Genomic DNA, 25,517 nt, shown 5'->3' on the forward strand with positions numbered 1-25,517 from the left:
AGGGATTTTTGTTAATTATAAATTAGCTAAATCTATAAGCGACCAAAATTTTTACGAGTTTCGAGAAGAGCCAAGTTGGCAGATGCGGTCGGCTTTTGCAAGTAAATTTATCAGTATTTCGCCTACCTTATATTCAGGCCAAAACAGGTACTTTATTTAATTTAACTTATAGTTAAAATTGATGAAATACTATTGATAAATATAGATTACAGAGCAATCAAAAAATCCACTTTGTCTCTGTTTCATTATAGAGAAAGATCAAATAATTTTTCTCTTTATCTTGCCAACCATTGACTTTTCTGCTAAATTCAAGATTACTTTATCTAAGTATTCTATAATTTTCATATAGAACCTAAAACCCTAACGTTATAGTTATGACTGTCTCATTAGTTAGTACTACACAAGCAGCTTTTCTACTAAATATTTCAACAGGTAGATTGAGGTTTTTACTCAATAAAGGTCGTGTTATCGGCGCTCGAAAAGTCAAAAGATTTTGGCAAATTCCTCTCAACCATCGCGGAATGCCAGAGATTACACCAGGTTGTCGTGGTCCTGAAGGTAGTTGGAATAAACTTCAACGCAAAGCTAAGACTATTGTTCATGTTCTGCGAAAGACTATTGACTATAACCGAGACAATGGAACTTCTCATCCAGCCGTTGCAGTGAAAGTGGGAGATAAAAAGAATTATTGCCATGCCCTTAAAATTAACGGACCTTGCCAAATTGTTTATCAGCCTCATAACCCGAACAAAAGTCAAGCTGGGGGAGCTCGTCTGTGGATTGAAGTAGATCCAGAACATATAGTAGAACGAAAATATTTTGTTAATGGAGATTATGGTCCGCCACCGGAAGTAGTTCAGCAGCGTGCAAAAACTAAGGGGGCAAAAAGTAAGAAGAAAAAATCTAAAAAGAAAGGAAAGAATAAAACCAGTTAACTGGATAGTTAACTTGGAAACAGAGAATTTCAATAGCAGTGTCTTGGTACTGTTCTATTTTTTGCTGTCTAGAAATCGCTAATTATACAGACTATTAACTCAGAAAATTGAACATCTATTTAGCGATCGCTCTCCAACTCTCTTTACTTCCAGCAAGTATTTAGGGTCATTTTTTGTCTCTAGGCTTGACTTCACAAGGCTTTCAAATTCTCAATCATTTCAGGTCAACGAAGAAGGACGTATAGATTCAGAAATTATATTAGTATCTAGCAAATAGTTTAAACTCATAAATCAACCTCTCTCCCTGGTGACTTATCTCGTAAGTTCTCAAAAGTATTATCATCAAAAGTAATTCCTTTTTGTTCTATTTTTGCCCTAAATTTTTGATAGGCTGAACAAAAATCATTAACCTCTTTAATTTCTATTAAAATTTCTTGGTTATCGGGTAAATTTACTTCCTCTAATAACTCGATAGTTTTTCCTTTTTTAATTCCCTTTACTAACATACAGCACTTTCCGATGTAATGAGGTACACCTTATTTTAAGTCAGAAGTAATATCATGTTCGGTTGAATACTTACACTTTGGAGGAGATAAGGCAGAAGGAAAGAAAAGGTTAGAAGGGAAAAGGTTTTTTATCACTGATTATCCGTTAGCGTAGCTCCCCCGGAGGGGAACATGATATAAAAAACTAAGAAGATTGGACTGTACCTCATAGCAAAGGAAACCCCTGTAAAATTAACTTTTTAAATATCTGTAAATTTATATAATCACTCATTTAAACTTAACTATATTGTAAGTAAAAAAACGGAGAGATTTAATCAGTATTTTGTTATCTAATAACGAAATTAATTCTTGTGATTAAAATTACCAAAGATTAATTTTTATGTCACATTTTGATTTGATCTTATAGTTTATGATGCCTTGTAGTTGTTACCTAATCAAGCAGTTATGTCTACTCAACATGGTCAGAGTTCAGCCCTTAATGAAGAAGCTCAAAATGTTGATATTATAAATAATACAAAGAGTCTAATTGGACTTTGGACAAAAAGTAACTAACAGTTAGCGTAATTATTACGCTAATCAAACAGGATAATACCGCTCTATCTCCAGTGAATTTAATCACTGAAAAAAGGCAATAATTAAGAGTTGTCGCCAGTTCCTAAGAAACTTTTCGTTGTTTTCGAGATTTTTTTTGCCCTTTTGTGATAACTTGATGACGAGTTCGTGGTGTTGTTTTATATCCTTTAATCCGTCCAGAAGAATAACCTCGACGTTTGGGAGATCGAGCCATTGTTCCCAAAGTTGAAATTATTCTATAAAAGTCTCTTTGAACTAAACTGGGAGTAATTTTAACTGATTTCTTATTCTTCAAATACTGTTCCCAATGATGGGGTAAAACAACAGCTAAATTCCTTGCAGTCCATAAATTAACATAAGCAATGAGTGTTAATTTAAACCAATTTTCTTCATGTTGGACATCCGGAGTTGAATAAGCAGTCATCAACAATTTTTGTTTACCAAATCGAAACAAATGTTCCATGTCATAACGCTGTCGATCAGACTCATAGCAATCAATTAAACTCAACTCTTGACGTCGAGAACCAATAACAATTAACCACATCGGTTTCCCAATCTGATTACCTACTTCATCAGTAATATTAATTTGTAGTAAAGTAAAAGGATAACGATTCATTTTATAGTTCTGAGTTCCTTTCATTAACATCTGTTTCCAACCCGAAATTGTTACTGTCAGTTGACGACCTTTTTTAGTAGTAAAAATGCATTGACTAATCCCAGTAGGTTTATGCCAAGTATTCTCATCTTTCAGGTCAAACTTATCTCCATACCAACGAGGATGTCCTGAAGTAATTTTTTGTTTTTTTTTGCTGATAAATTGACGGTAAAAAACTCGATTACTTCTGATTCTGGTCACAGTAACTAAGTTATTTTGCTTCACTTGTTCTCCAATAAAATCTCTTTGACTGTAGAAACTATCAGCCACTAAAACTGATAACTTATCTCCAGAGAAAGAACCAGTGTTAAAGATTTTTTCCAGTTGTTTATTACCAATGTTAGTAGCCTTTTCTGACGAGGGAACCCTTTCTCCTAATAAGGGAACAGCCCAAGGTACATTACCTGTTGCTATTCCCTCTGGTAAAGCACATATAACTGAATATGAATGGCCAATACTAATGGGTTTATTTCCTTTAATTGGATTAGGATAATGGATAAAGGTTTTGTCTGCTAATGTAGCTGAAAAAGGACGGGGACAAGGAGTTGTATCAATTCCAAATAAATGAAAATGTCGGGAAACTGGAGTAGGAATTGTTTGAGATGCAGCCTCTAATAAGTAATTAACTTGTTGTGAGTAATTATGATCATTTTGAGCGGGTAAAAATTCTTGAATTCCTTTATATAAACTGTTATAATCTCGTCGAAATAAAGGATGTTCAGACAATTCTACTACCGAACTTGCGATTTGGTTTGATGAGAGGGCATCTACTAATTCTGTGACAGTTTCTTTTCTAGCATTAACTCCATGATATAAGTTTTCCCTCCAGTATAAGAACTCCTTGATGGACTGACTGTTTTCTTGATTTTTCATGGTTGTGAATAATACACCTCTGAATATTAGTGTATATTTTACGCTAACCTAGATGCTTTCTTAACTATTCAGTCTTATGTCTACACCAATATCCAAGCACACCACTCAATCAGCAGCCATTAGAGGGAAACAAATTCAGAGTTTAATCCGTAAGATGAAGCAGAAAATTAAGAAAATTGAACGAGAAGGAGAGGTGATTCCTCGTGATTGTCATATCATTCGTTATCAAGTCAATAGAAATCAGAAACTGTACTATTATTATAAATTACAATCTACTTCACCGATTTTTCCTATGGCTACTGATAGTCAGAAAAAAACTAAATATAAGTATTTAGGAAAAGGGGGAAGTGAAGCTCATATTGATGCAGTTGAAAAAATGACTCGAAGGAATCTTATTGATGAGTTGGAGAGAGTTGTTCATTCCCTTCAAGAAAGTTATTTAGATATTTGTTTTGGTGGAGAAATTGAACCAGACCCATCCTATGATCTTCAGGATGATAAATAATGTGAGAAACGAAGATAATTCCAGATTTGATTTCTAATACAATCACCGATTAGTTAGTGTAATACTTACGCTAACCACTTTTTCTTTTTGTCCAAAGTCCAAGTCTAACTCAACAGGAAGAATCTCCAAATGGTGATAGTTCAAATAACCAACAGAAGTTAGAAGAAATAAATCTATCAAGAGACTTTTTTCTCACACTGAAAAAACATCTTACATGGGATTTTATAGCTAGAATAAAAAGCACAAACTCCCTTACTGTATGCCTAGTAATATTACAGTTAGTTAGTGGCTATACGACTGTAAGAGTAGCTACGATCGTTTTCTCAAAGTCCAGTAAAATACTCTCTGGTTTTCTTGGTGGAACTTTTCAATTTTTACTCATATTACTTTTAATTTTCAAAGCAGGAAATGGAGGTCCTAAAAGAAGGTGGTTTTCAATTCTAGTTTTGACTATAGTGAGTATCTACTGCAATTTATTTTTTATTTATGATGAAACTTTAGGTGGCGAACTAACAAAAAACTCTCCTAAAAAAATACAAGCTCATAATAGTTTAGTGAGAAAAGTTAAAAGTAATTTTACAGATAAACTTCCAAGGTTAGAAGCGCAAAAATCTGAATTGGAAAGGCGAATACAGGATGAAATAAATGGCATTAGAGGAAATCCTCCTGGTTGTGGAGCAGAATGTCAAAAATTGACGTTTGAAAAGGAAAAAGTACAAGATGAAATTAATGAAATTAAAAACATTGCACAGGATAATAGAATTAACAATCTACTCGCTCTCTCTGCACAAGAAATTCAAGAACAAAAATTAAAACCAAAAGAAATCTACGATATAAACTTAGAAGCATGGAGTGCTATTCCTGAAACTTATAAAGTATCACAGCCACAATTTTCTGATTATGAAAATTCTGAAGCTTTTTTAATTCCTTTTGTTAAGGTTTACCAAGAAAGAGAAGCGATCGCTGTTGCTTCTTTAATAATTGCTGTAATCATAGATGGTTTAGGCTTAGTTTTAGGAAGTATTCCTCCCAGTAAAAATTCATTAGTTTTGTATAGAATATTAGCAGAAAGTATCACCTCTCCAATCATAGGAATTAAGAGATTTTCTGCTACTCTCCAAAAATCAATCACAGATAATGTAGAACATTTTGATACTAATCTAACTTCACTGTCTAGTAGTACAGGAATAATTAAGTTAGTTGGTATAGATGGTGCTAAATTTTTGATGAATTTTTACAATGCAATTAATAAATACGACGAACTGAAGATAGATAAATCTCTACTTTGCTCCAAAGAAACTTATGAAAAGATGAAAATTGAAAATAGCAGTAATGAATCATCTATAGATTCTTTTGAATATTTAAAGACGGCTTATGAATTATTGATAGATAATATGCGTTATCCTCCTTTTGAATGGATTGAAGAGTATCCAAAAGAAAACCAATTTTCAGAGCAAATTCTAAATTTAATACCTAATAATCAAAACTTTAATAGTAAAACAAATAGTGAAAAAGGCTGGAAGTTTAGGAAAAACTCTTATAAACAATTCGTGAATTGGATAACAGAAGAGATTGAAGAACAGCTAACTAATGAACAAGTAAAGGTAACGGGAAAAGTGACACTACACCTTTACGGAAAGCCTAAAGAAGAAAAAGAGAAAGCATAATTATTGCTAAACAAAATTTTTGAAGAAGGAGACAGGAGACAGGAGACAGGAGACAGGAGGAAAATTACATGGGGATTCTAACCCCAAGTAATTTTGAACACCCTGTAGACGGTGGGGTATTAAACCCACAAAGAAAATGATAAAACACATAGACTGGGATGGAAAACCCACCCCACTAAAATTAACAATTAACTACGCACCAACAGCTTCTTTGGCAGCATACATAACTTCTAAAGAAATCTCCCCAATACCACGTTCTCTCGCAAACTTTTCTGTATTTCGCTTCACCTTACCCCGAACAAAACCAGGCACCTTATTCAACTCTGCTTTTGCTTCTTTCGTCCAATTCAAATCAGAATCAGCAGAAATACTCTTAGTAATAACCTCCTTAGTATCATGCCCACCAAATATTTCTAACAGGTGGTCTTCCATTCCCAAAGTAAAGGAGTTGTAAACCAAATCCGCAATTTGATTAGTTCCCTCATAACCCATAAACGGTTTATAACCAATGGGAAAATTCTGAATATGAATTGGTGCAGCAATTACACCACAAGGAATATTCAACCGCTTACCAACATGACGCTCCATTTGTGTACCAAAAATCGCGGCAGGTTCCACACGAGCGATCGCATCCCCAATCTCTCCATTATCCTCACTAATTAAAACTTCATCGCAATATTCACTCACCTGTTCCCGGAACCAGTCAGCATCATATTTACAATAAGTACCTGCCCAAACTACATGAATACCCATTTCCCGCGCCAAAATTTTTGTCAGAGCAGCAGCATGAGTATTATCCCCAAATACCACAACTTTTTTACCAGTTAAATTTTGACAGTCAATGGAACGAGAAAACCAAGCTGCTTGAGAAACGTGCAAAGTTTGATTATCAATAAATTCCTCATAGTCAACATTGGCACCTTGAGCATTAACCACCTGCTGAATTTTACGAATACAACGAGCAGTTTCCACCACACCCATAGGAGTAATGTCAATATAAGGAGTTCCAAACTCTGACTCTAAATATTTAGCTGCCATTATCCCCAATTCGCGATAGGGTGTGAGATTAAACCAAGCGCGAGGTAGATTTTTTAAATTGTGAACAGAAGCACTTTCGGGAATGACTTCATTAACTTCGATACCTAAATCTGCCATTAAGCGTTTTAACTCGGTGCAGTCATGTTGGTTGTGAAAACCCAGGGTAGAAACGCCAATAATATTAACAGAAGGTTTTTCAGTTTTCCCTTCTGGAAGTTCCCCTTTCTTTTTCGCCTTCTCAATATAATATTTAACGATTTGCTGCAAAGTGCTATCCGCTGCTTGGAGTTCGTTAACGCGGTAATGGTTAACATCTGCCAGCATTACATCACCTTTGGCATCTATTTGAGCGCGTTCGACAAAATTTTCTAGGTCTTCTTGCAAAATGCTGGAAGTACAGGTAGGAGTAAGAACAATTAAATCAGGAGCTTCTTCATTGTCTTTACGGATGATATTATCTACCACTTTTTCTTGAGAACCCCGCGCCAATACATTACGGTCAACTACACTGGTGGTGACTGGTGTATAATTACGTTCTCTTTCTAACATAGAGCGCATGACATTGAAATAATCGTCACCGAGGGGAGCGTGCATTATGGCGTGAACGTTTTTGAAAGAGCTGGCAACGCGCAATGTGCCAATGTGAGCGGGACCTGCATACATCCAGTAGGCTAATTTCATCTAATTTTCTCCGTTTTTTGTTAACTGTTATAGATTTGTTACTTTGATTGTCTCAAATTTTGATGTCTTTATTCATTTAACGGGACTTTTTGAACAATATTTTTTCAGGTTATCCCATCAACTAGGAACTCAGTTTGTCAGTAAAGCAATAAAATTTTGTTTTATTTAAGTATTCTTAATTTTTTAGTTAATTTGTGTAAATTAGGGGTTGACAATTGTTTGATATAGGTATATGAAAAAAGCGATCGCTTGTTTATAGTGTGCGATCGCTCTCCAGAAAAAAATCAGGTAATGTCCTACAAGTAGTGATTTTCTTGGCTAAGAGCTGATTCATAAAGTAAATCTTAAATTAGCTAGTCCCTTGACCATGAGTGGGATTAATCAGCCATAAATCATTGCTTCACTTACATCTGAATAGACTTCATAATCCTTACATAGCGCGCCTAAATCTATTTAGCCACCCATGCATTGCCTTCAACAATCCATCGCGCACGGCAATTGCTCAAAACTCTCTGAGGTTCGTTTGATCACTTCCAATAGCGACGCCATCGCCACAAACCTGCCTAACAGCATGGGCAAAGTTTTTACCAGAATAACCCTGATCTACCCTGACCACCTCGCTCTTTCGATAGTTTGTCCTTTGCCTCATTGAGTACAACTACTGCTCCTAAACGTTCTGAGGCATTTGCCTCACTCACCAGAACTCCAATTATAGCAATGAGCGCTGGTGTATTTACAAATTGCAGGAGATGTCCAATAGCTAAAATCTTATATTATAGGCAATTTATTCCCCCTTCCGGAGCTGTTGCCTGCGCACAGCGCTATAATAATCCGAATCGAATCTACCACCATAAGGCGCTTACGGCCTTTAACTTTCTTACCACCATCGCGCGCCGTAGACAGCTCCCTTTTTTCTGTTGTTTTGACTGCCATAGGAATCAGCGTTCGCAACGGTGGAGTCTTGATCCCTGTCTAGTTGTGTTCTTAATTTTTGGCGAACTTGATCGTGAAGAAGTGGCCAGAAACCACGATGCTGCCATTTGGTGGAAGTATCTGTATACAGTTGTGTAGGGTGGTAAGTCATGGGGCATCATTTCCCATTGGAATCCAGTTCTTTGTACATAAAATATACCCCATACGAATTTCTCGGAAATCCACTTGAACAGGATGACCAAACCCTTTAGGTTTAGGTAGTAGAGCCTTGAGTATCTCCCCCATACGAATCACTCAGGTCCCTTGGGTATGGTTGACGTTTAGGGTTAGCGATCACCTCCGGTTAAGGGTACGCTATCGCAGGTATTAGACTCATTGGTTACAATATGGCTCAACTATACTCAACAATCACACCTAATTTGACTGGGATTAACTTTCTTTAGATTCTCTTTATGAATCAGCTCTTATATTACTAACTACAAAAATATTTAATCAATGCCATATTGCGATCGCAATACCATATACAAAATCCGAGATAACTCCCGTCGTTTCAAAGGTTGAGCATCCAAAGGTGTACCAGAAGTACCAAATAACTGAAACACATCAAAATCTCCACTTTTACCAACAATAAACGCTAACTGCTCCCGCGTACATTGTAAATTTGGGGCAAAATATCCATTACCCACCCCCGAAACAATACCCTTTGCTGCCATAGTTTCAATGGCACGATAGGCAAAATGCTCCTTCGGTACATCGAGAAAAGTGGGAAACTCAGGATTAAGCATTTCAAAACCCATCACATTTACCACTGCCACTGAAACAACTGCTCGGTTGACTGTTCCCTCTGGTAGAAAATATAAATGATTGTAATTCTCAGTCCGTACAATACCTGCCACAGCGAGAATTTGTATCGCCTCAAAGTCTGGGTCATCATGGGCAATATCGTTATACCAAAATAGGGGAATTTGATTACGAGTTAATAAACCCTGAAATTTATAAATCAGTCGTTTATTTGTAGCAATAGTACGAACATCCACCCCCTCATTTAGAGCAAAAGCAGCTAAATGACCGCCTGCTTCACCGATCGCCCATTCAACGGCGTGCATCCGATATACAGAATTAGTCAAATGAGTCGTGCCAATACTTTTCGCCGACAGAATCAGGTTATCCGTATCGAACGGCACCATTGCTTTTAACGCAATAGTAAAAGGCAAACATTTCATCTCATCTTTACTGTTGAAAATAAGGTGGTTAGGGTTATCAGTGGGATGAATATCAAACAAAGCATAATGACCGATACCAACGCTATCGTCAAAACATCGTCCCCGTGCTTGCTCGCCATAATATTGTTGGGCAGTATCTCGGTAAACAATAGTTGTTAATGCTATCCCTCTTCTTGCTTCGCGGATATAGGGTTCCAGAGCAATACCATCATTAGTCCAAGTCAAGTCTCCCCGTGGTTTTAACTCCCCTACCTTACCTATTAATATCCAATTGTTGGTTTTTAATGTTTGCGACTGGAGGTAATAAATATAAGCTTGAGTATATTCCCGTGCTTGCTGAATATGTTTTTGACGATCGCTCCGACTCACCCCAGTCAACAGACCCACTTTATAATCATTGGACTCATAATTCAGGATGGTCACATCACCATTACTCGTAGTTGGGATATACCCATCCTTGAGACGTTTTATTCGTCGATAAGTAAAAATTGCAAACCGCTCAAAAAATGTTCGTCCTTGAAAAGTGCTGGTAAATTTATCCGTTTGCAACCAAGGTTTCACCCCATAACCTTCTGGTTTACCGATGGGAACACCTGCTCCCTCAGCAGTTTTTTCCACAGCAGCACAAAAAGTGATTGACTGTTGACATTCGGGAAAAGGTTGTTGGGGAAGAAGTGCTTCACCCGTGTCGTTTTGTGATTCTTGTCCGACTCGCGACTCAATATTTCCTAATTCTAGTAAGTCTCCCAAGTCTGTCGCCTCAATGGTAATTTGAGCATTGACGGTGAAGCGTTGATTATTCTGCACATCCTGAAATACAACACCCGTTACCTGTCGCCGTTCATTGGGAGATTCACTAAACAAAATTTCTACAGGTTCGGCAAAAGGAATGAGGGTTAATTTGCCATTGCTGAGAAAATCTTCGATCGCTTCGTTAAGTGCTTGTGCCATAACTACAGTTGTCGTGGCAAAATTACTTACCCAACCCCCACCAGGATTATCAATTTTCTTACCATTAACTGGTTGGAGTTCCCGACTACGTTCGCGGAACTGCCATTGAGTCTTGGAAAAGGCATATTTGTCTCGGTCTACTTTATCTTCATATATTTCCCCTGGATTAAATTTTTTGTCTAGTTGAGGGTCATCGGAAGCAGGTAATGCTTGGGTAGTAAATTGTCCGCCTAATATTTGTTTTGGTTGCACGAGGCAAACATTAGCACCCGCTTTTAATGCACCCAGGGTAGCTGAATATGCTGCAGTGGAACCACCCACTATTAATATGGGAAATGAGAAAATTTGACCATCGGTGGGTCTGGTAAAAAAGCGATCGTCTAATATACTGTTGCTCATGGTTATTTGGGATGTGGAACTTTATCGCAAAAGGCTGATTCTTAATATTTCATTGTTTCAGCTTATTAAGGAAGTCCTAACCTTTTTGTCTAGTGCTATATTAATTTATAGCAGGGAACAGGCAACTCTTTGGAAAAAGAGGTAATTATTAATTATTATAGCAATTTCAAAAAAGAATGTTACGAATAATAAGTGTGATGAAAAGACAGGTTTAGGAGATGTCCCTTTGACTAAAAAGATAATTTACGACCTAAAAAAATAGAATCTAAGCAATTCATTCTGACTCCTGTAGGGGCAAATAGCGGTTTATCCCTACCACTGAGTCCTAATAAATAACCTAGTTATATCATGTCCGGTAGCATTGGTATTGTAAGTGTGAAGGTAAGGAAGAAGGAAGAAGGAAGAAGGAAGAGGGAAGAAGGCTTAAAAGCTTGAAAAAACCTAAATTTCCTGTAGATATTCACCCTTGGTTTTACACAAACAATAAAGTGCGGACATGATATTATTTATAGCAAACATTGATCAAATTGGTATTAGACATCTCCGAAAAATAATAGACTTTTTGCATAATTAGGCAATATGCAACAGGGAAGAAAATTTCTGAAAAAAGGCAAAAAAAATTCTCTACATCTGTAATTTATACCAGATGTCTATTAATTTTAAGTTTTTGATTTTCTCACTATTTTTCTAGTTACTAACAAACTCGAACAAATTAGAATCTTCAATAATTGCCTCATCAAAAATAGCATGAGTTAAATTGGCATCCTCAAAAGATGTTTTTGATAACTTCTCCAAGTTGATAACAACTTGAAAAAACAAAATTATCGCCAATCCAAAAACTATTCCAGAACCCAAAAATAATAACAATGCCTTAAGTATATTTCCAGCAAAAAAAGAGATAATACCACTCGAACCAATAACAGCTGAAGTACCTGTTAAAACCGCAGCAATAATCTCATTCTCAGCATTAGTAATGGCAACCGCCACAACCCCAGTTCCAATTAAAGCAGCAACCCCTGCCATTTCACCAGCAACAAAACTAGCAAAAGCACTCGCAATAGTAACAGCGATCGCCGCTCCAGCACAACGAGCGATCAAAGTCCTAATTTTGCTCCTACATTGTCCAATTCTTGCACCTCGAAAATTTGCCTCTGCTAGGATAGCATCCTGAAAATTACAACCTCTCAAGTCAGAACCGCTAAAATTAGCTCCTGTCAGGTCTTGCCCTTGAAAATCACGATGTCGTAAGTCTTGGTTAGAAAAATCTAAAGGTAATAGTTGATTCATGGTATTTTCAAAAAGGAATTAAGCAGAGGTAATAGACATTTCCGAAAAAGATATAGACTTTTTGCACATAGCAGGCAAAAGGGAATAGATTTTTAGGAAAAAGTTACGAAAAATGATTTAGGGGACTTACTTTTACAACTCTAGCTTATGTTAAATAAAGGGTAAGTTTATTTTCTGGAGATGTCTAATAATTAATTATTAACTATTAATTATTAATTATTAATTGTTACCATAGGTCGCAACAACTCCCCAACCAAAATCACACAATCAATAAATTCTCTAGGAGCGATCGCATCATCTTCCCCTAAAATCATTTCCTGTTGATATCCATCTTCAGTAGGTTGTCGATACACATACAACTGACGATGATTCACATCCAACACCCAATAATCCTCTATTCCAGACTTTGCATACTCTTTTCCTTTAAGCTCCAAGTCACTTTTGAGAGTACTATCAGCAATCTCCACGATCAAATACACATCTTCTGCTGTAGGATGAGAGTCATCATAATCAAGAGGGTCTACTTTCACTACTGCAATATCTGGTTCAGGTTGAGAAAAATTATTCAGTATCACCGGAAGTTGTTTCTGCACCGAAACCCTTTTTCCTAAAGATTGACTAAACAAGCGGTCTGCTCGTCGAATAGCTGCAGCGTGGGAACTTCCTTGAGGTGACATCTTGCGAATAACTTGTCCTGCGATTAATTCTACCTGTTCATCCTGGTGCAAAATTCCTACTTCTGCCATGCGCTGATATTCTTCTACACTCAGCAGACGTAGGGGTAATTCTGTGAAATTTAATGGCATTTTGGTGGTTGACATGACTGGGAAATGGAAAAATTTCCTAGAAGTATTTATCTATTAATAAAAATTTTGATAATTGATAGGTTAAAGATTTATCTATGTTTAAATTATCAGTTTAGTTTAGTTTATGCTAATTTTAGCCATCACTTTGTTTTGTAATTGGTTACTTGAATTATAGCACAAAAAATCCCTATCTATCTCATTATTAGCTAGTATATATATCAGGACTTACCCATGGGTAAGGAAAAACTAGGACTTGAGATTGTTTCCCTATGGGTCGCAATGACGGAAATACGTTAAAGTGCGTAAGTCTTATAATTATCGAAACTTAATATAAATTTTTCTATTATTTTAGGATAGGAAAATATATTTATCAGTATGATGAGTCAAGCAAGTTTAGCGATTTAAAAGGGGAGGCTTTAAACCAGAATTATTTAATTATTAATTATTAATTATTCGGTAAAATACTAAATAGCAATCTCAAATTATTCATAAACGCACCATGATTACTTTAGCTAAATGGTCAATACAAGACTATCATCAGATGATTTCTGCGGGTATTCTGAGCGATCGCCATGTAGAATTATTAGAAGGAGAAATTATTGAAATGTCGCCAGAAAAATCTTTGCATCGGAAAATCACTGATTCTATTGCTGAATATTTGCGAGAAAAGTTTCGAGGTCTGGCAAAAATCTACGAAGCACATCCAGTTACTCTTCCTAGTTCAGAACCAGAACCAGATATTGCTGTTGTTAAAATGCCAGTATCTTTATATGATTCTCGTCATCCTTATCCTGAAGAAATTTATTTGTTAATAGAAGTTTCTGATACAACTTTAGAAAAAGATTTAGAAAAAAAACGGTTTATTTATGCCCGTGCTGGCATTTTAGAATATTGGGTTGTGGATGTAGAAAATGAACAACTTGTCGTATTTAAAGAACCATCAAAAGATGATTATCAAGTGCAAAAAAACTACAGTCAAGGAAATATTTTTACACTTGTTTTTCCCGATCTTGAAATATTAGTAGAAAAGTTATTGAAATAGGGAGTAGGTAGGGACGTTGTATTTCATTAATGGATAATTGATAATTACCTCTGGTTAAAACTGTCCTTAATTGAATATCAGGAAATATTATTTCTTCTCTTGTTCGATGGTTAGCCAGCGAGGATATATCGCCATCCCACCCTATGGGAAGCTGCGCTAACGACCGCTTTTTTCCCCTTGAAATGGTCGGCTTTTAAGCTGAATAATTAATAATTATTAATTATTCGGTAAGGAGGTATTATTAATTATGTCTCAAGAATTATTAAATGAGTTAATGAGTAAATCTGAAGGGTTAAACGTTGAAGAAAAGCTTCAATTAATGCGTTATTAATTAAATAATCTTAAAATAGATGATAATTCCACCCTAAACTTCAGCGTAAATGGTTTGAGATTCAAGGAAAAGCGACTTATCCTTTAGTAGGAGAAGATGCTCAAGAATGGTTTCTCGAACTCGTCAGATGATTGGGAAGTGCAGGATACTTGACTGATTGCAGGAAGCAGGATATCTTTAAGTAAGTTGGAAATCTAAAATAGTTATTATTTTATTTTTTTTTATGAAAAATCTAACTCTACTATCTGTCACAGTCCTTACTGCTACATCTGCATTGGTTTTTGGGAAAATACAAGCTGCCTCTGCTTTAATTTGGAACTGGAATTATTCTGCTCCTGGCATAGAGGCGAGTGGTAATTTGACTACTAATGACACTCCTGACGATTTTGGTTTTTACCTAATTACTGGAATTACTGGTACGCGAAATGACGAAACAATTATTGGTTTACAACCTACGGGAACTTCAGTACCAGGAAACTAACCTTTTATACTTGACAATATAATTAGTCTTAATCCTGATGAGCAGTTAACAAGTAGCGGTTTTGGGTATTTCACCTCGGAAGGAAACTTTGTTAATATGTTTTTTGCTGATTTTTTTACAGCCTCCGGGTTATTTTGAGATTTTTTCTGCGCCACCATTTATAACAGGTTTTGAAAATCTTGGGCCAGAAGATAGTGAATTGTCTGTTAGTTTTTCTGCTACCCCAATCATGGTCTCTGAACCCACCTCTACCTTAAGCTTTCTAGCTCTTGGTACTCTCGGAGCAATTTCAACCCTAAAACGCAAACAAAATAAAAGAAACAATATATGTCACAAACTCCCTTTTCCCCAGAAGAAATAGCATCCGAAGGCATCAAACCAGAAGAATATCAAGAAATTCTCAACCGCCTTAGTCGTCATCCCAATAAAGCAGAACTGGGAATGTTCGGGGTCATGTGGTCGGAACACTGTTGCTACAAAAACTCCCGCCCCTTACTCAAACAATTTCCCACCACAGGTAAACGCATTCTTGTTGGACCAGGAGAAAATGCCGGAGTTGTAGACCTAGACAACGGACTCCAACTCGCTTTCAAAATAGAATCCCACAACCACCCATCCGCTGTCGAACCATTTCAAGGGGCAGCAACAGGAGTCGGTGGTATTCTCCGAGACATATTCACAATGGGTGCCCGTCCCATCGCTGTACTTAACTCCCTACGTTTCGGTTCCCTAGAAGATGCCAAAACTAGACACATTTTTACTGGAGTAATTTCCGGCATTTCTCACTACGGAAACTGTTTCGGAGTACCTACAGTTGGAGGAGAAATTTACTTTGACCCTGCTTATACAGGCAACCCCTTAGTCAATGTCATGGCATTGGGTTTAATGGAAACCCCCGAAATTGTAAAATCTGGTGCATCCGGTATTGGCAACCCAGTTTTATATGTTGGTTCCACCACAGGTAGAGATGGTATGGGTGGAGCAAGTTTCGCCAGTGCCGAACTCAGCGATAAATCAATTGACGATCGCCCTGCGGTACAAGTAGGCGACCCATTCTTGGAAAAATGTCTAGTTGAAGCTTGTCTAGAAGCATTCAAAACAGGAGCAGTAGTGGCAGCTCAGGATATGGGTGCTGCTGGCATTACCTGTTCTACTTCTGAAATGGCAGCTAATGGTGGTGTGGGTATTGAATTTGACCTTGACAGAGTTCCAGTACGAGAAACTGGGATGGTTCCTTATGAATATTTGCTCTCAGAATCTCAAGAACGGATGTTGTTTGTTGCTGAGAAAGGTCGCGAACAGGAATTAATTGATATTTTCCAGCGTTGGGGACTTCATGCTGTCGTTGCAGGTACGGTTATTGAAGAACCTATTGTGCGAATTTTATTTGAGGGGAAAATAGCAGCGGAAATACCTGCTACTGCTTTGGCAGATAATACTCCTATTTATGAGCGGGAGTTGTTGAGCGAACCACCGGAATATGCGAAAAATGCTTGGTCATGGAATTCGGCATCTTTGCCATCATGTACGGCAGCAGGTATTGAAGTGCAGGGAAATTGGCAAACTTGGAATGATATTCTTCTGACTTTATTAGATACTCCAACTATTGCTTCTAAGCATTGGGTGTATCAGCAATACGACCATCAAGTGCAGAATAATACTGTTATGCTTCCTGGTGGGAGTGATGCTGCTGTCATTCGGTTACGTCCGCAAATTTCCACGGACAACCCACTATTAAATTCTGGTGTTGCTGCGACGGTAGATTGCAATTCTCGTTTAGTTTATCTAGACCCATATATGGGGGCAAAAGCGGTAGTAGCGGAAGCTGCTCGGAATCTCAGTTGTGTGGGTGCGGAACCTGTGGCAGTTACAGATAATCTCAATTTTGGTAGTCCGGAAAAACCAGTGGGATATTGGCAACTTGCGGAGAGTTGTCGCGGTATTGCTGAAGGTTGTCGGGAGTTGGGAACTCCTGTTACTGGTGGGAATGTGTCTTTGTACAATGAAACTTTGGATAGTGAGGGTCATCCCCAGGCGATATATCCGACTCCAGTGGTGGGAATGGTGGGTTTAATTCCCGACCTGACTAATATTTGTGGGCAAGGTTGGCAAGTTGAGGGAGATATTATCTATTTAATTGGAAATTTGGGGATGCGGTCTTTAGCTGCTTCGGAATATTTGGCAACTGTTTATGGTGTGGTTGCTGGGAAACCCAGTGAGGTAGATTTTGATTTGGAGCGTCGGGTACAGGGAGTTTGTCGTTATGGTATTCGTCAAGGTTGGGTAAATTCTGCTCATGACTGTGCTGAGGGTGGTTTAGCGATCGCTCTTGCAGAGTGTTGTATTAGTGGGAAGTTGGGAGCTGAGGTTAATTTGGAATTAGCTGAAAAGTCTGATTTTCGGTGGGATGAGTTTTTGTTTGGAGAGGGTGGTTGCCGAATTTTGGTTTCTATTGCGCCAGAAAATCAGAAAATTTGGGAGTCATATCTCCAGGAAAATTTGACTAATTTTTGGCAAAAAGTTGGTCTGGTGGGTAATGCTGAAAGTAGTTTGCAAATTTTAGTTAATGAGGGTGTGTCTTTGATTAATTTAGAGATAGGGGAAATGAGCGATCGGTTTAATAATGCTATTGAGAGGCGGTTGAATAGCAGGGAATAGGGAACAGGCAACAGTAGGAAAAATATTGCCTAGTCTAAGATTCATTTTCAGCAAAAGTCCTAATATCATGTTCGGATAAACACTAACTATAAAGTCATTGCGACGGTCACTGCGTGGAAGGTTTGCGTAGCATTCCGTAAGGAAAGCAATTCTCTTGGGTTTGAGGTATCTCTTCCATCTATATCCTAATCATAACTATTCAACCGTTAGCGTAGCTCCCCCGGAGGGGGAACATGATATAACTTATCTTTCTATTGCTATAGGTGGTAGGTTGTAGATGAAACAAGTTTATCTACAACCATTTTCGCCGGGTTTGTAGGAAGTCAATGTTATATCATGTCCGGATAATTATAGCGCTGCGCGCAGGCAACAGGCAACAGGGGGAAAAAATTGCTGATAATATAAGACTATTATATAGAATCCGGTTATATAGTATATGTTGATAATTCTATAATTACTTCAAGCCTTTAATTTCCCCCACTCCCCTACTCCCCCACTCCCCTACTCCCCTACTCCCAACTATACAATAACTATTCAACCGGATTCTATATTAGGGCATTTGATACAAACCCGGTTTCTCTGCTTTTTTATACGGATACTACCGGGTTTGATATTACTTAGTTGGTGCAGCACCTGATATCTCAAACCCATCTGGATTTACTACTTGGATATTATTCATCATGCCTCTATCTTCATGTGCTAGTATGTGGCAGTGATAAACAAATGTACCAGTAATAAAGGGATTCACGAAGGGAATACGGATTTTAGTTATGCTGTTTTTAGGTAAGTTAATTACATCTCGATATCCTTGGGATTCTAGAGTACATTTGTATCCATCTGTACCATCAGGAAGAATCCCTGTTAGGTGTGTACAATTTTCTACGTCATAATTATTATACTTTTTACTATTAAGGTTTTCAGAGACCGTCACCTCAGTAACAACGAAATCAAGCTGGTGTATGTGGAAAACGTGAGCATTACTGTCTGCATTGACCAAGTGCCACTCTTCTAAATCTCCTATCCGGGAAACTTTATCAATCCGGTTTGCATCATATAATTCTTTGATTTTGTTGAAATCAACCGGGTTGATAAAGTTTCCCGGATAGGAGATTTAGAAGAGTGGCATTGACCAAGTGCCACTCTTCTAAATCTCCTATCCGGGAAACTTTATCAATCCGGTTTGCATCATATAATTCTTTGATTTTGTTGAAATCAACCGGGTTGTCTTCTGCTTTTTCAAGTCCTTTTAGAAAAAACTTTCCATCTCCTCGGCTGAAATAGAAGTAACGTTTGCTGGTGCGTGGGTCTGTATAAATTGGTTTAATGTCATTGCCACCCTCTGTTGGGTAAGTTATGCACCTTTTATTTTGCTTTTCTGTAATATTTGCTTTCCCATTGTAAGGAACATCCTCATCATACACAATTTTTTTACCTGTGTTTGGGTCAATTCTATAAGCATAATGATGATACTTATCTGGACAAGGTTCTAGATTATCTTCTTCATTAGGCATTATCAATTCAGAAGGCGGCAATATCTTGTCTTGATACTCTGAGTGGTTTTCGAGGTAACTGTATAAGGTCTTGTCATTATCGTCACCATCCTTATCATCGTCATCATCGCCCTGGCATAAATCACCTAACTCCAACTTATTTCCACCTGCTTCGTAGCAAACTGTATCATTTCCTACCTCAACAGTTGCTAACAACTGAGTTATTTTAAAGAAGTTGTTAAAAAACGGTTTATCTTTTGCAGTCAAGTGGGTCTCAAGGTCGGAAACAAGATAATATATATTTTGATCTATCCCTGTCCCTGTAACTGTTGTTGACGGACCTCCTACTACAAGAAGTTCTACTCGTGCAGCAGGTGGCAATAGAACTGAGTCAGTTGCGACTGGTTTTTCAACAACATCACCATCACGCGCCAAGATAATAAAATTTGGTTCACCATTGGGATTAGCAAATTGAACTTGATTATCTGGTGTTCCTAACTCATAATGATCACCTTTCCATACTTTTTTACCTTGTTCTAGAGCAATGTTCATATACACATCCGACCCTGAATTAGCAATGCGCCAGAATTGAACCTCTCCAGGCTTAATTGTTATTTTAGGGTTGACTTGACCATTGAGAGTTAAACATTTTTCATTATTTGTCCCTAAAATATCATTAAAATCTTTGAACATCATCACCTTTTGATTGACAGAAAAAGGCTCAGGTTCAGTGTCTATATTTTCTAGATTCCCCGTTGTAACTTTAAGCCCTTTCTCTGTATTTAGAAGCTTGTAATAATCATCCATCCCCTTAATAATAATTCCACCGGACAAACCACCCCGAACCTGTTGCCGACTAAGTGAGTGAGCATGGGAATGATACCAAAAGAGTCCTGACTGGTGGACGTATGGAATCTTGATTCTCATATTGTACTCATTTATTGGACCACCATATTTAGGTTCGTATGTATTATCACCGGGATAATAACCACCAGGAAGAATAGGAGTTGGAGAGAGAAAGTCCGGCGGATTCGTATTGGGTGTCACATTAGAAGGAACATCCACCAAAACATCATCAGAACTCAGTAAAGGTGATACGTTGAAACCATGATAATGAATGTTAGTGTATTGAGATTGACTCTCTAAATTTTCTTTTGTTTGTGGTATACTACCCTCTTCTTGGACTTTGACTGGTAAATTATTTTTCAGAGTTAGGTCAAAGGAGTTAAGTTTAGCATCATTGGGGCCAGGAAATTGAACAGCATCATAGTTAAATTCACCATAAGATGTCACTATAGTTGGTGGGGTATAAGTTCCAACCATATTGTTAGAATTATCTTTATACTCTACTACATTAATTTGTGCAGGTTGCTCAGTATCTCTAACAATAGTTTTTTGTATGTTCTCTATCTTTACTTGATCTTCAGATGGCTGGTCATAGAAAATAGTCTTGTAGAGGTAGCCATCGTATTCATAGCCGTCCTTGTTACTTTTATCTACATCCAGGTATAGCTCGTCTTGAACTGCATCTAGAATAACTCCCTGTCTGCTAATTCTTTTACCATCACTATTGATATCCTTATTATTTGTGTATGCAAACTTTGGATTTTCAAATTCAGGCTGAGTTCCTATCTGTTCAGTTATTATTGAACATTCATCAATAAGAACTTTATATTAACATCATCATCAGCAAAAGCTTCCCCGGTAAAGGTACTAACAAAAGTAAACGTGCTCACTAAGAACACAATCAGTACCCTGCGTAGGAACAGGTATAAATGGTTCATAAATTCAACCTAGAGAATCGTTTTAATACTTTGACAAGAGGTAGTATGACAATCTGTCGAACTTAATACAAGGCTTTGTAACAAAACTTTAGGACATTAATAAAAGATTCAAGCTTGGTTTTAAGTTTTAATGGCGTTGGTAAATTAGTGTATGATATTAATCTTAATTACTTAGGAGTCAGGAGTCAGGAGTCAGGAGTCAGGAGGGAAGAAAGAAGAAGAAAAAGGAATAGAAGGAGAAAGTTTTTCGGGAAGTGTAAAGGTCACGGAGTTCTATAGCGCTCTTATCCAGACTATCATACCTCAAATTACCAACGCCTAAGTTTTAATAAATCAGATAAATTAATCAGATAAATTAACATTCAATATGATTAACTTCCTGAATATCAAAGGAAAATTGAAAAACGCAACGAAAAATGTTATTAGCTCTGATGGCAAATTGCATCAGGGTTGTTTTTTTGTTTGGTAGACCCAAAGATAAGGGATTTGCAACTTAATAAAGTACCGATTATTACTATATAAAAAGTTTCGTGGCTGTCATTGCGAGGCGATAATATTAGACTCAACCTCAATCGGAAATAGTCAAGCCAGCCGAAGCAATCTCTACTCTATCAATTAATTAGCTGGTAGTCTATTTTTTTGCTAGTCCCTAATCAGAAATTATGTTGAAGATGCAATTTTGCATTTTCAGTCCAGTAGGGTGCGTTATACCAATTTGAAAAAAGAATGTTACGAATAGTAAGAAGAATAAAAAGACTTTTCAGAATATTCTCTTTGACAAAAAAGATGACTTCCAATCTTAAAAATGGTATTTAAGCCATTCATTCTGACTCCTGACTCCTGACTCCTGACTCCTAATAAATATCCTATCTATTTGTAGCAAACATTTATGGATTTGGTATTAGACGGCTAAAATTAAGACCAGGAAAACTATTTAACAATTCGTCTTAACGCACCATGTTAGATTTGTCAACCCATTACAGGTTTTATTCATCCCAAATTTCTTGAGGGATGTTTGAATTTTGAGCCAAAAACGATCCGCCTTATATGATGTTTCGGTGCGTTACGCTATCGCTAACGCACCCTACTGGACTGACACTCTTGTTCCCCCCAAATTTGGGGGGCTAGGGGGGCAAAATTCAGTTAGCTGATAGCTGATAGCTGAGAGCTGATTGCTTTTTGTTAAAACTCTCCTGCTAAAGCAGCAACACAACGTTCACAAATAGTGGGATCTTCTGAAGAAACACCGACATGAGTAGAATAATTCCAACAGCGGTCGCATTTCTCTCCATCTGCTTTGACTACTCCTATTCCTAAAGAGTCTGAAATAGATTTATATTCAAGGTTACTTAAAGCTTCTGCAGACTCTAATAATTCTACTTGGGAAGTAATAAACAGATAACGTAATTCATCAACTCCATTACCAGCTATTTTGGCTTTAATATTATTAGGTTGTTGAGGTAAAGTTTCTGCTTCTACTACTTGTACTTGTGGTACAGGGGTCAAATCCACTTTTTGGGGAGGAAAATAAGCTCCTTCTGGTGAGACTAAAGTTGCTGACTGTTTAACCGTATTATCTGTTGATGTTTTCCGTTTGGGTAATAAAACATCTTTGCCAAATATATCTTCTGTCGTCAATTTAATTTTTTCAGACAGTTTTTGCCGATTTTTAGCAAATAATAGGTCGCCAGTAACAAAGCGAATTGTGTATATAATTCCAACTAATTCCATGATGGAATTTACTATAGGTAGTTGGTGAATTGTTGTTAATACTGTTAATGTTACTCGGATTAACAACAGTAATATAATGATAAAAAATACTGCCCCTAAAACTTTTTTATATCCACTAAATAGTTTACTCAAAAAAGCGAAAAAATCTGATAAAAGTTCCTGATTTTTAGCAAAATTAGCAGTAGTTTTTGGCGGATGATTAAGAGTTGTATTTTCTGTTTTTTCTGGTTCAATTTCGATTTTTGCTTCGAGAAATTCTGACTTACTTTTTTCTGCTTTAGCAATAGGATTAAAAGCTTGTATTTGCTCCCGTAATTCCGCATCTTTTACATACAACAATACCTTTGCTTCTAGAGGCGCACCAATGGATTTTTCTGCCCGTGCTTTTTCCAAAACTTTGTTAACTTCAGTACGAGTTTTGCGTAACTCTTCCCATAACTTAGCCAACTCTGGGTTATGCCATTTTTCCTCCATTTTCACCCACCCAGACTCAAATACAGATTTGTAAAGAGTTGGATAAGGAATATTTTGCCAAATATCTTCTGCCATATGAGGCAAAACTGGAGCGATCGCTTTGGCTAAATTTTCTACAGCTACAGCTAAAACAGTCTGACAACTACGGCGTCTGTAAGCATCAGTCGCACTAATATAAAGTCTGTCTTTGGCAATATCTAAATAAAAATTAGATAAGTCAACCACACAGAAATTTTGAATTGTTTGGAAAAAGCGGAAATACTGAAACTTCTCAAAACCATCCTTGACTTCAGCAAATACCTCTGTCATCCGGTGCAACATATAACGGTCTAACTCTGGCATTTCCTCATAAGCAACAGCATCTTTTGCCGGATCGAAATCATGGATATTCCCTAACAAAAATCGCGCCGTGTTTCTAATTTTGCGGTAAATATCCGCTATTTGCTTGAGAATATTTTTACCCAGGGGTACATCCGAAGAATAGTCAACAGAGGAAACCCACAAACGCAAAATATCTGCACCATAAGGAGGTTCTTGTTTTTGATTTTTGCCACCTTCGATAACTATTGACGGGTCTACCACATTTCCCAGAGACTTACTCATCTTCCGACCATTCTCATCCAACACAAAACCATGAGTCAAAACAGTTTTATATGGTGCAACACCATTCGTAGCAATACTGGTCAGCAAACTTGACTGAAACCAACCGCGATGTTGGTCGGAACCCTCCAAATATATATCAACTGGATACTTTAACCCATCCCTTTGTTGAGCAACTGCCGCCCAAGATGAACCAGAGTCAAACCACACATCCATCGTATCCGTACCTTTCTGGTACTTGTCAGCATCTGGGCGATATTTTTCTGGTAAAAGCTCCTCCACCGACATTTCCCACCAAGCATCAGAACCTTTTTCCGCAACAATTTTTTGCACATGAGCAATAGTCTCCTCAGTCAACAAAGGTTCCCCAGTCTTTTCCTCATAAAATACCGGAATAGGAACTCCCCAACTTCTTTGTCTAGAAATACACCAGTCAGAGCGATCGCTCACCATAGGAGTAATACGGTTTTCTCCTTGAGCAGGTATCCACTGAACATCAGCGATCGCCTTAAGTGCTTCATTGCGGAAACCCTCTACAGAAGCAAACCATTGTTCGGTAGCTCGGAAAATAGTTGGTTTTTTAGTTCGCCAGTCATAGGGATATTTATGTTCGTAGGGTTCCTCTTTCAGCAGAGAATTAGCATTTTGCAGTGCTTCAATGATGGCAACATTTCCCTCTTTTAATACATTTAACCCCTCGAAGTCTCCCGCTTCAGCAGTAAATTTACCATTGCCATCCACAGGGGACAATATTGGCAAACTATAACGTTGCCCTACAATATAGTCTTCCTGACCGTGACCGGGAGCAGTGTGAACTAAACCCGTACCTGAGTCAGTAGTAACGTAGTCGCCACCAATAACAACTTTACTTTCCCGGTCAAACAGTGGATGTTGGTAAGTACAGTTTTCCAAGTCTTGACCTTTGACTGTCGCTACAGGAGTTAAAGTTGTACCCAAAGTTGCCGACAAACGTTCCACTGCTTCTGCTGCAACTATAAATAATTTATCTTCTCCCATTGCATAGTCAACATCCGGTTTAACCAAAGCATAATCGAGGTCTGGGTTAACACTGACTGCCAAATTACCAGGAATAGTCCAAGGAGTTGTCGTCCAGATAGCAACCCAAAGTTTTTCCAGATAAGGTTTGAGAGATTTTTGAACTGCTTTTGCTAGTTTCGTAATTTTAAAAGCAGCATAGATACTCTGAGATGTGTGACCTTCAGGATATTCCAGTTCAGCTTCTGCAAGAGCAGTCTTAGAACTCGGACTCCAATGTACAGGTTTAAGACCACGATAAATGTAGCCTTTCAAAACCATTTTGCCAAATACCCCAATTTGAGCAGCTTCATATTCTGGAGTCAGAGTCATGTAAGGATCTTCCCAGTCTCCCCAAACTCCATAACGTTTGAACGACTCCCGTTGTTTGTCTACAGTTTCCAGAGCAAAGTCTCTAGCTTTTTGACGTAATTCTATAGGTGTGAGTTTTCCCCTTTCTGCCGATTTAAGATTTTGAATAACTTTTAATTCAATGGGTAAACCATGGCAGTCCCAACCAGGAACGTAACGCACTTTTCGCCCTTGAAGAATTTGATAGCGGTTAATAATATCTTTAAGAATTTTATTCATGGCATGGCCAATATGTAGATTGCCATTAGCATAAGGCGGGCCATCGTGCAAAGTAAATGTTTCCCCTGGGTTACTTTCCGAGAGGCGTTCATAAATTTGTTCTTCTGCCCAAAACTTTTGTAGTTCTGGTTCGCGAGTGACCGAGTTTGCCCTCATATTAAAGTTGGTTTGGGGCAAGTTTACGGTGTCTTTATAGGATTTTGGTTCAACCATTAGATTTTGGATTTTTCTGTTAGTATATTCAGAATTTTAGACTTATTTCTTTGTA

17 protein-coding genes are annotated in these 25,517 nt (G+C 37.6%); 7 read left to right on the forward strand and 10 right to left on the reverse strand.

All coding sequences use genetic code 11. The annotated features are described in order from the left end of the window. Window positions 1-374 precede the first annotated feature (374 nt). Window positions 375-935 (forward strand): DNA-binding protein, encoded by a 561-nt coding sequence (locus D5R40_RS09120; protein WP_192901092.1) that lies wholly within the window; start codon window positions 375-377, stop codon window positions 933-935. A 284-nt stretch (window positions 936-1,219) separates the two neighbouring features. Here the strand turns inward: D5R40_RS09120 and D5R40_RS09125 are convergent, their stop codons facing one another. Further along, window positions 1,220-1,441, reverse strand: a complete 222-nt coding sequence (locus D5R40_RS09125) for a hypothetical protein (RefSeq protein WP_124144377.1) — start codon at window positions 1,439-1,441, stop codon at window positions 1,220-1,222. 655 nt (window positions 1,442-2,096) lie between these two features. Next, window positions 2,097-3,542 (reverse strand): NF041680 family putative transposase, encoded by a 1,446-nt coding sequence (locus tag D5R40_RS09130; protein WP_124154533.1) that lies wholly within the window; start codon window positions 3,540-3,542, stop codon window positions 2,097-2,099. A 76-nt stretch (window positions 3,543-3,618) separates the two neighbouring features. On the opposite strand from D5R40_RS09130, the gene D5R40_RS09135 reads away from it, so the two are divergent. Continuing rightward, on the forward strand, window positions 3,619-4,047 hold the full coding sequence (locus tag D5R40_RS09135; RefSeq protein WP_124144771.1) for a hypothetical protein: 429 nt from the start codon (window positions 3,619-3,621) through the stop codon (window positions 4,045-4,047). A gap of 446 nt (window positions 4,048-4,493) precedes the next feature. Then, the gene (locus D5R40_RS09140; protein ID WP_124144375.1) at window positions 4,494-5,714 is read left to right on the forward strand and encodes a hypothetical protein; all 1,221 of its coding nucleotides are present in this window, start codon (window positions 4,494-4,496) and stop codon (window positions 5,712-5,714) included. Between the two features lie 192 nt (window positions 5,715-5,906). Here D5R40_RS09140 and bchB read toward each other — a convergent pair whose 3' ends face one another. The 5 genes from bchB to D5R40_RS09165 form a co-directional block, all read right to left on the reverse strand. Beyond that, on the reverse strand, window positions 5,907-7,433 hold the full coding sequence (bchB, locus tag D5R40_RS09145) for a ferredoxin:protochlorophyllide reductase (ATP-dependent) subunit B (protein WP_124144374.1): 1,527 nt from the start codon (window positions 7,431-7,433) through the stop codon (window positions 5,907-5,909). 938 nt (window positions 7,434-8,371) lie between these two features. After that, window positions 8,372-8,608, reverse strand: coding sequence for a transposase (locus D5R40_RS42495; RefSeq protein ID WP_124144373.1), 237 nt, complete (start codon window positions 8,606-8,608; stop codon window positions 8,372-8,374). A gap of 246 nt (window positions 8,609-8,854) precedes the next feature. Next, window positions 8,855-10,939 carry an FAD-dependent oxidoreductase gene (locus D5R40_RS09155; protein ID WP_124154534.1) on the reverse strand — a complete coding sequence of 695 codons (2,085 nt, stop codon included), beginning with the start codon at window positions 10,937-10,939 and terminating at the stop codon, window positions 8,855-8,857. A 687-nt stretch (window positions 10,940-11,626) separates the two neighbouring features. After that, window positions 11,627-12,226, reverse strand: coding sequence for a pentapeptide repeat-containing protein (locus D5R40_RS09160; protein ID WP_124154535.1), 600 nt, complete (start codon window positions 12,224-12,226; stop codon window positions 11,627-11,629). A 212-nt stretch (window positions 12,227-12,438) separates the two neighbouring features. Next, window positions 12,439-13,047, reverse strand: coding sequence for a Uma2 family endonuclease (locus tag D5R40_RS09165; protein ID WP_240041567.1), 609 nt, complete (start codon window positions 13,045-13,047; stop codon window positions 12,439-12,441). Between the two features lie 484 nt (window positions 13,048-13,531). On the opposite strand from D5R40_RS09165, the gene D5R40_RS09170 reads away from it, so the two are divergent. The 3 genes from D5R40_RS09170 (at window position 13,532) to purL (ending at window position 17,544) form a co-directional block, all read left to right on the forward strand. Beyond that, complete coding sequence (locus D5R40_RS09170; protein ID WP_124154536.1) at window positions 13,532-14,074, forward strand: Uma2 family endonuclease; 543 nt, start codon at window positions 13,532-13,534, stop codon at window positions 14,072-14,074. Between the two features lie 554 nt (window positions 14,075-14,628). Next, the gene (locus tag D5R40_RS37625) at window positions 14,629-14,886 is read left to right on the forward strand and encodes a hypothetical protein (protein WP_205127625.1); all 258 of its coding nucleotides are present in this window, start codon (window positions 14,629-14,631) and stop codon (window positions 14,884-14,886) included. Window positions 14,887-15,213: 327 nt separating this feature from the next. Then, a complete protein-coding gene (gene purL / locus D5R40_RS09180) occupies window positions 15,214-17,544 on the forward strand; it encodes a phosphoribosylformylglycinamidine synthase subunit PurL (protein WP_124154537.1) in 2,331 nt (776 codons plus the stop codon). A gap of 613 nt (window positions 17,545-18,157) precedes the next feature. Here purL and D5R40_RS09185 read toward each other — a convergent pair. Both D5R40_RS09185 and D5R40_RS09190 read right to left on the reverse strand, forming a co-directional pair. Beyond that, the gene (locus D5R40_RS09185; RefSeq protein ID WP_124154538.1) at window positions 18,158-18,655 is read right to left on the reverse strand and encodes a multicopper oxidase domain-containing protein; all 498 of its coding nucleotides are present in this window, start codon (window positions 18,653-18,655) and stop codon (window positions 18,158-18,160) included. Next, window positions 18,621-20,357 (reverse strand): cupredoxin domain-containing protein, encoded by a 1,737-nt coding sequence (locus D5R40_RS09190; protein ID WP_124154539.1) that lies wholly within the window; start codon window positions 20,355-20,357, stop codon window positions 18,621-18,623. The genes D5R40_RS09185 and D5R40_RS09190 overlap by 35 nt, the downstream gene beginning before the upstream one ends. A 575-nt stretch (window positions 20,358-20,932) precedes the next feature. Between D5R40_RS09190 and D5R40_RS34905 the strand changes: the two genes are divergently transcribed. Then, window positions 20,933-21,097 (forward strand): hypothetical protein, encoded by a 165-nt coding sequence (locus tag D5R40_RS34905; RefSeq protein WP_161564960.1) that lies wholly within the window; start codon window positions 20,933-20,935, stop codon window positions 21,095-21,097. A gap of 903 nt (window positions 21,098-22,000) precedes the next feature. Here D5R40_RS34905 and ileS read toward each other — a convergent pair. Beyond that, window positions 22,001-25,462, reverse strand: coding sequence for an isoleucine--tRNA ligase (gene ileS, locus D5R40_RS09195; protein ID WP_124154540.1), 3,462 nt, complete (start codon window positions 25,460-25,462; stop codon window positions 22,001-22,003). Window positions 25,463-25,517 lie beyond the last annotated feature (55 nt).

Source organism: Okeania hirsuta (assembly GCF_003838195.1).
Taxonomy (GTDB): Bacteria; Cyanobacteriota; Cyanobacteriia; order Cyanobacteriales; family Microcoleaceae; genus Okeania; species Okeania hirsuta.

What these genes read in the sequence shown, in the direction of transcription:
- D5R40_RS09120 (WP_192901092.1), top strand. Translation starts at nt 375, where the DNA reads ATGACTGTCTCATTAGTTAGTACTACACAAGCAGCTTTTCTACTAAAT.
- D5R40_RS09125 (WP_124144377.1), bottom strand. Translation starts at nt 1,441, where the DNA reads ATGTTAGTAAAGGGAATTAAAAAAGGAAAAACTATCGAGTTATTAGAG.
- D5R40_RS09130 (WP_124154533.1), bottom strand. Translation starts at nt 3,542, where the DNA reads ATGAAAAATCAAGAAAACAGTCAGTCCATCAAGGAGTTCTTATACTGG.
- D5R40_RS09135 (WP_124144771.1), top strand. Translation starts at nt 3,619, where the DNA reads ATGTCTACACCAATATCCAAGCACACCACTCAATCAGCAGCCATTAGA.
- bchB (WP_124144374.1), bottom strand. Translation starts at nt 7,433, where the DNA reads ATGAAATTAGCCTACTGGATGTATGCAGGTCCCGCTCACATTGGCACA.
- D5R40_RS09155 (WP_124154534.1), bottom strand. Translation starts at nt 10,939, where the DNA reads ATGAGCAACAGTATATTAGACGATCGCTTTTTTACCAGACCCACCGAT.
- D5R40_RS09160 (WP_124154535.1), bottom strand. Translation starts at nt 12,226, where the DNA reads ATGAATCAACTATTACCTTTAGATTTTTCTAACCAAGACTTACGACAT.
- D5R40_RS09165 (WP_240041567.1), bottom strand. Translation starts at nt 13,047, where the DNA reads ATGTCAACCACCAAAATGCCATTAAATTTCACAGAATTACCCCTACGT.
- D5R40_RS09170 (WP_124154536.1), top strand. Translation starts at nt 13,532, where the DNA reads ATGATTACTTTAGCTAAATGGTCAATACAAGACTATCATCAGATGATT.
- D5R40_RS37625 (WP_205127625.1), top strand. Translation starts at nt 14,629, where the DNA reads ATGAAAAATCTAACTCTACTATCTGTCACAGTCCTTACTGCTACATCT.
- purL (WP_124154537.1), top strand. Translation starts at nt 15,214, where the DNA reads ATGTCACAAACTCCCTTTTCCCCAGAAGAAATAGCATCCGAAGGCATC.
- D5R40_RS09190 (WP_124154539.1), bottom strand. Translation starts at nt 20,357, where the DNA reads ATGGTTGGAACTTATACCCCACCAACTATAGTGACATCTTATGGTGAA.
- ileS (WP_124154540.1), bottom strand. Translation starts at nt 25,462, where the DNA reads ATGGTTGAACCAAAATCCTATAAAGACACCGTAAACTTGCCCCAAACC.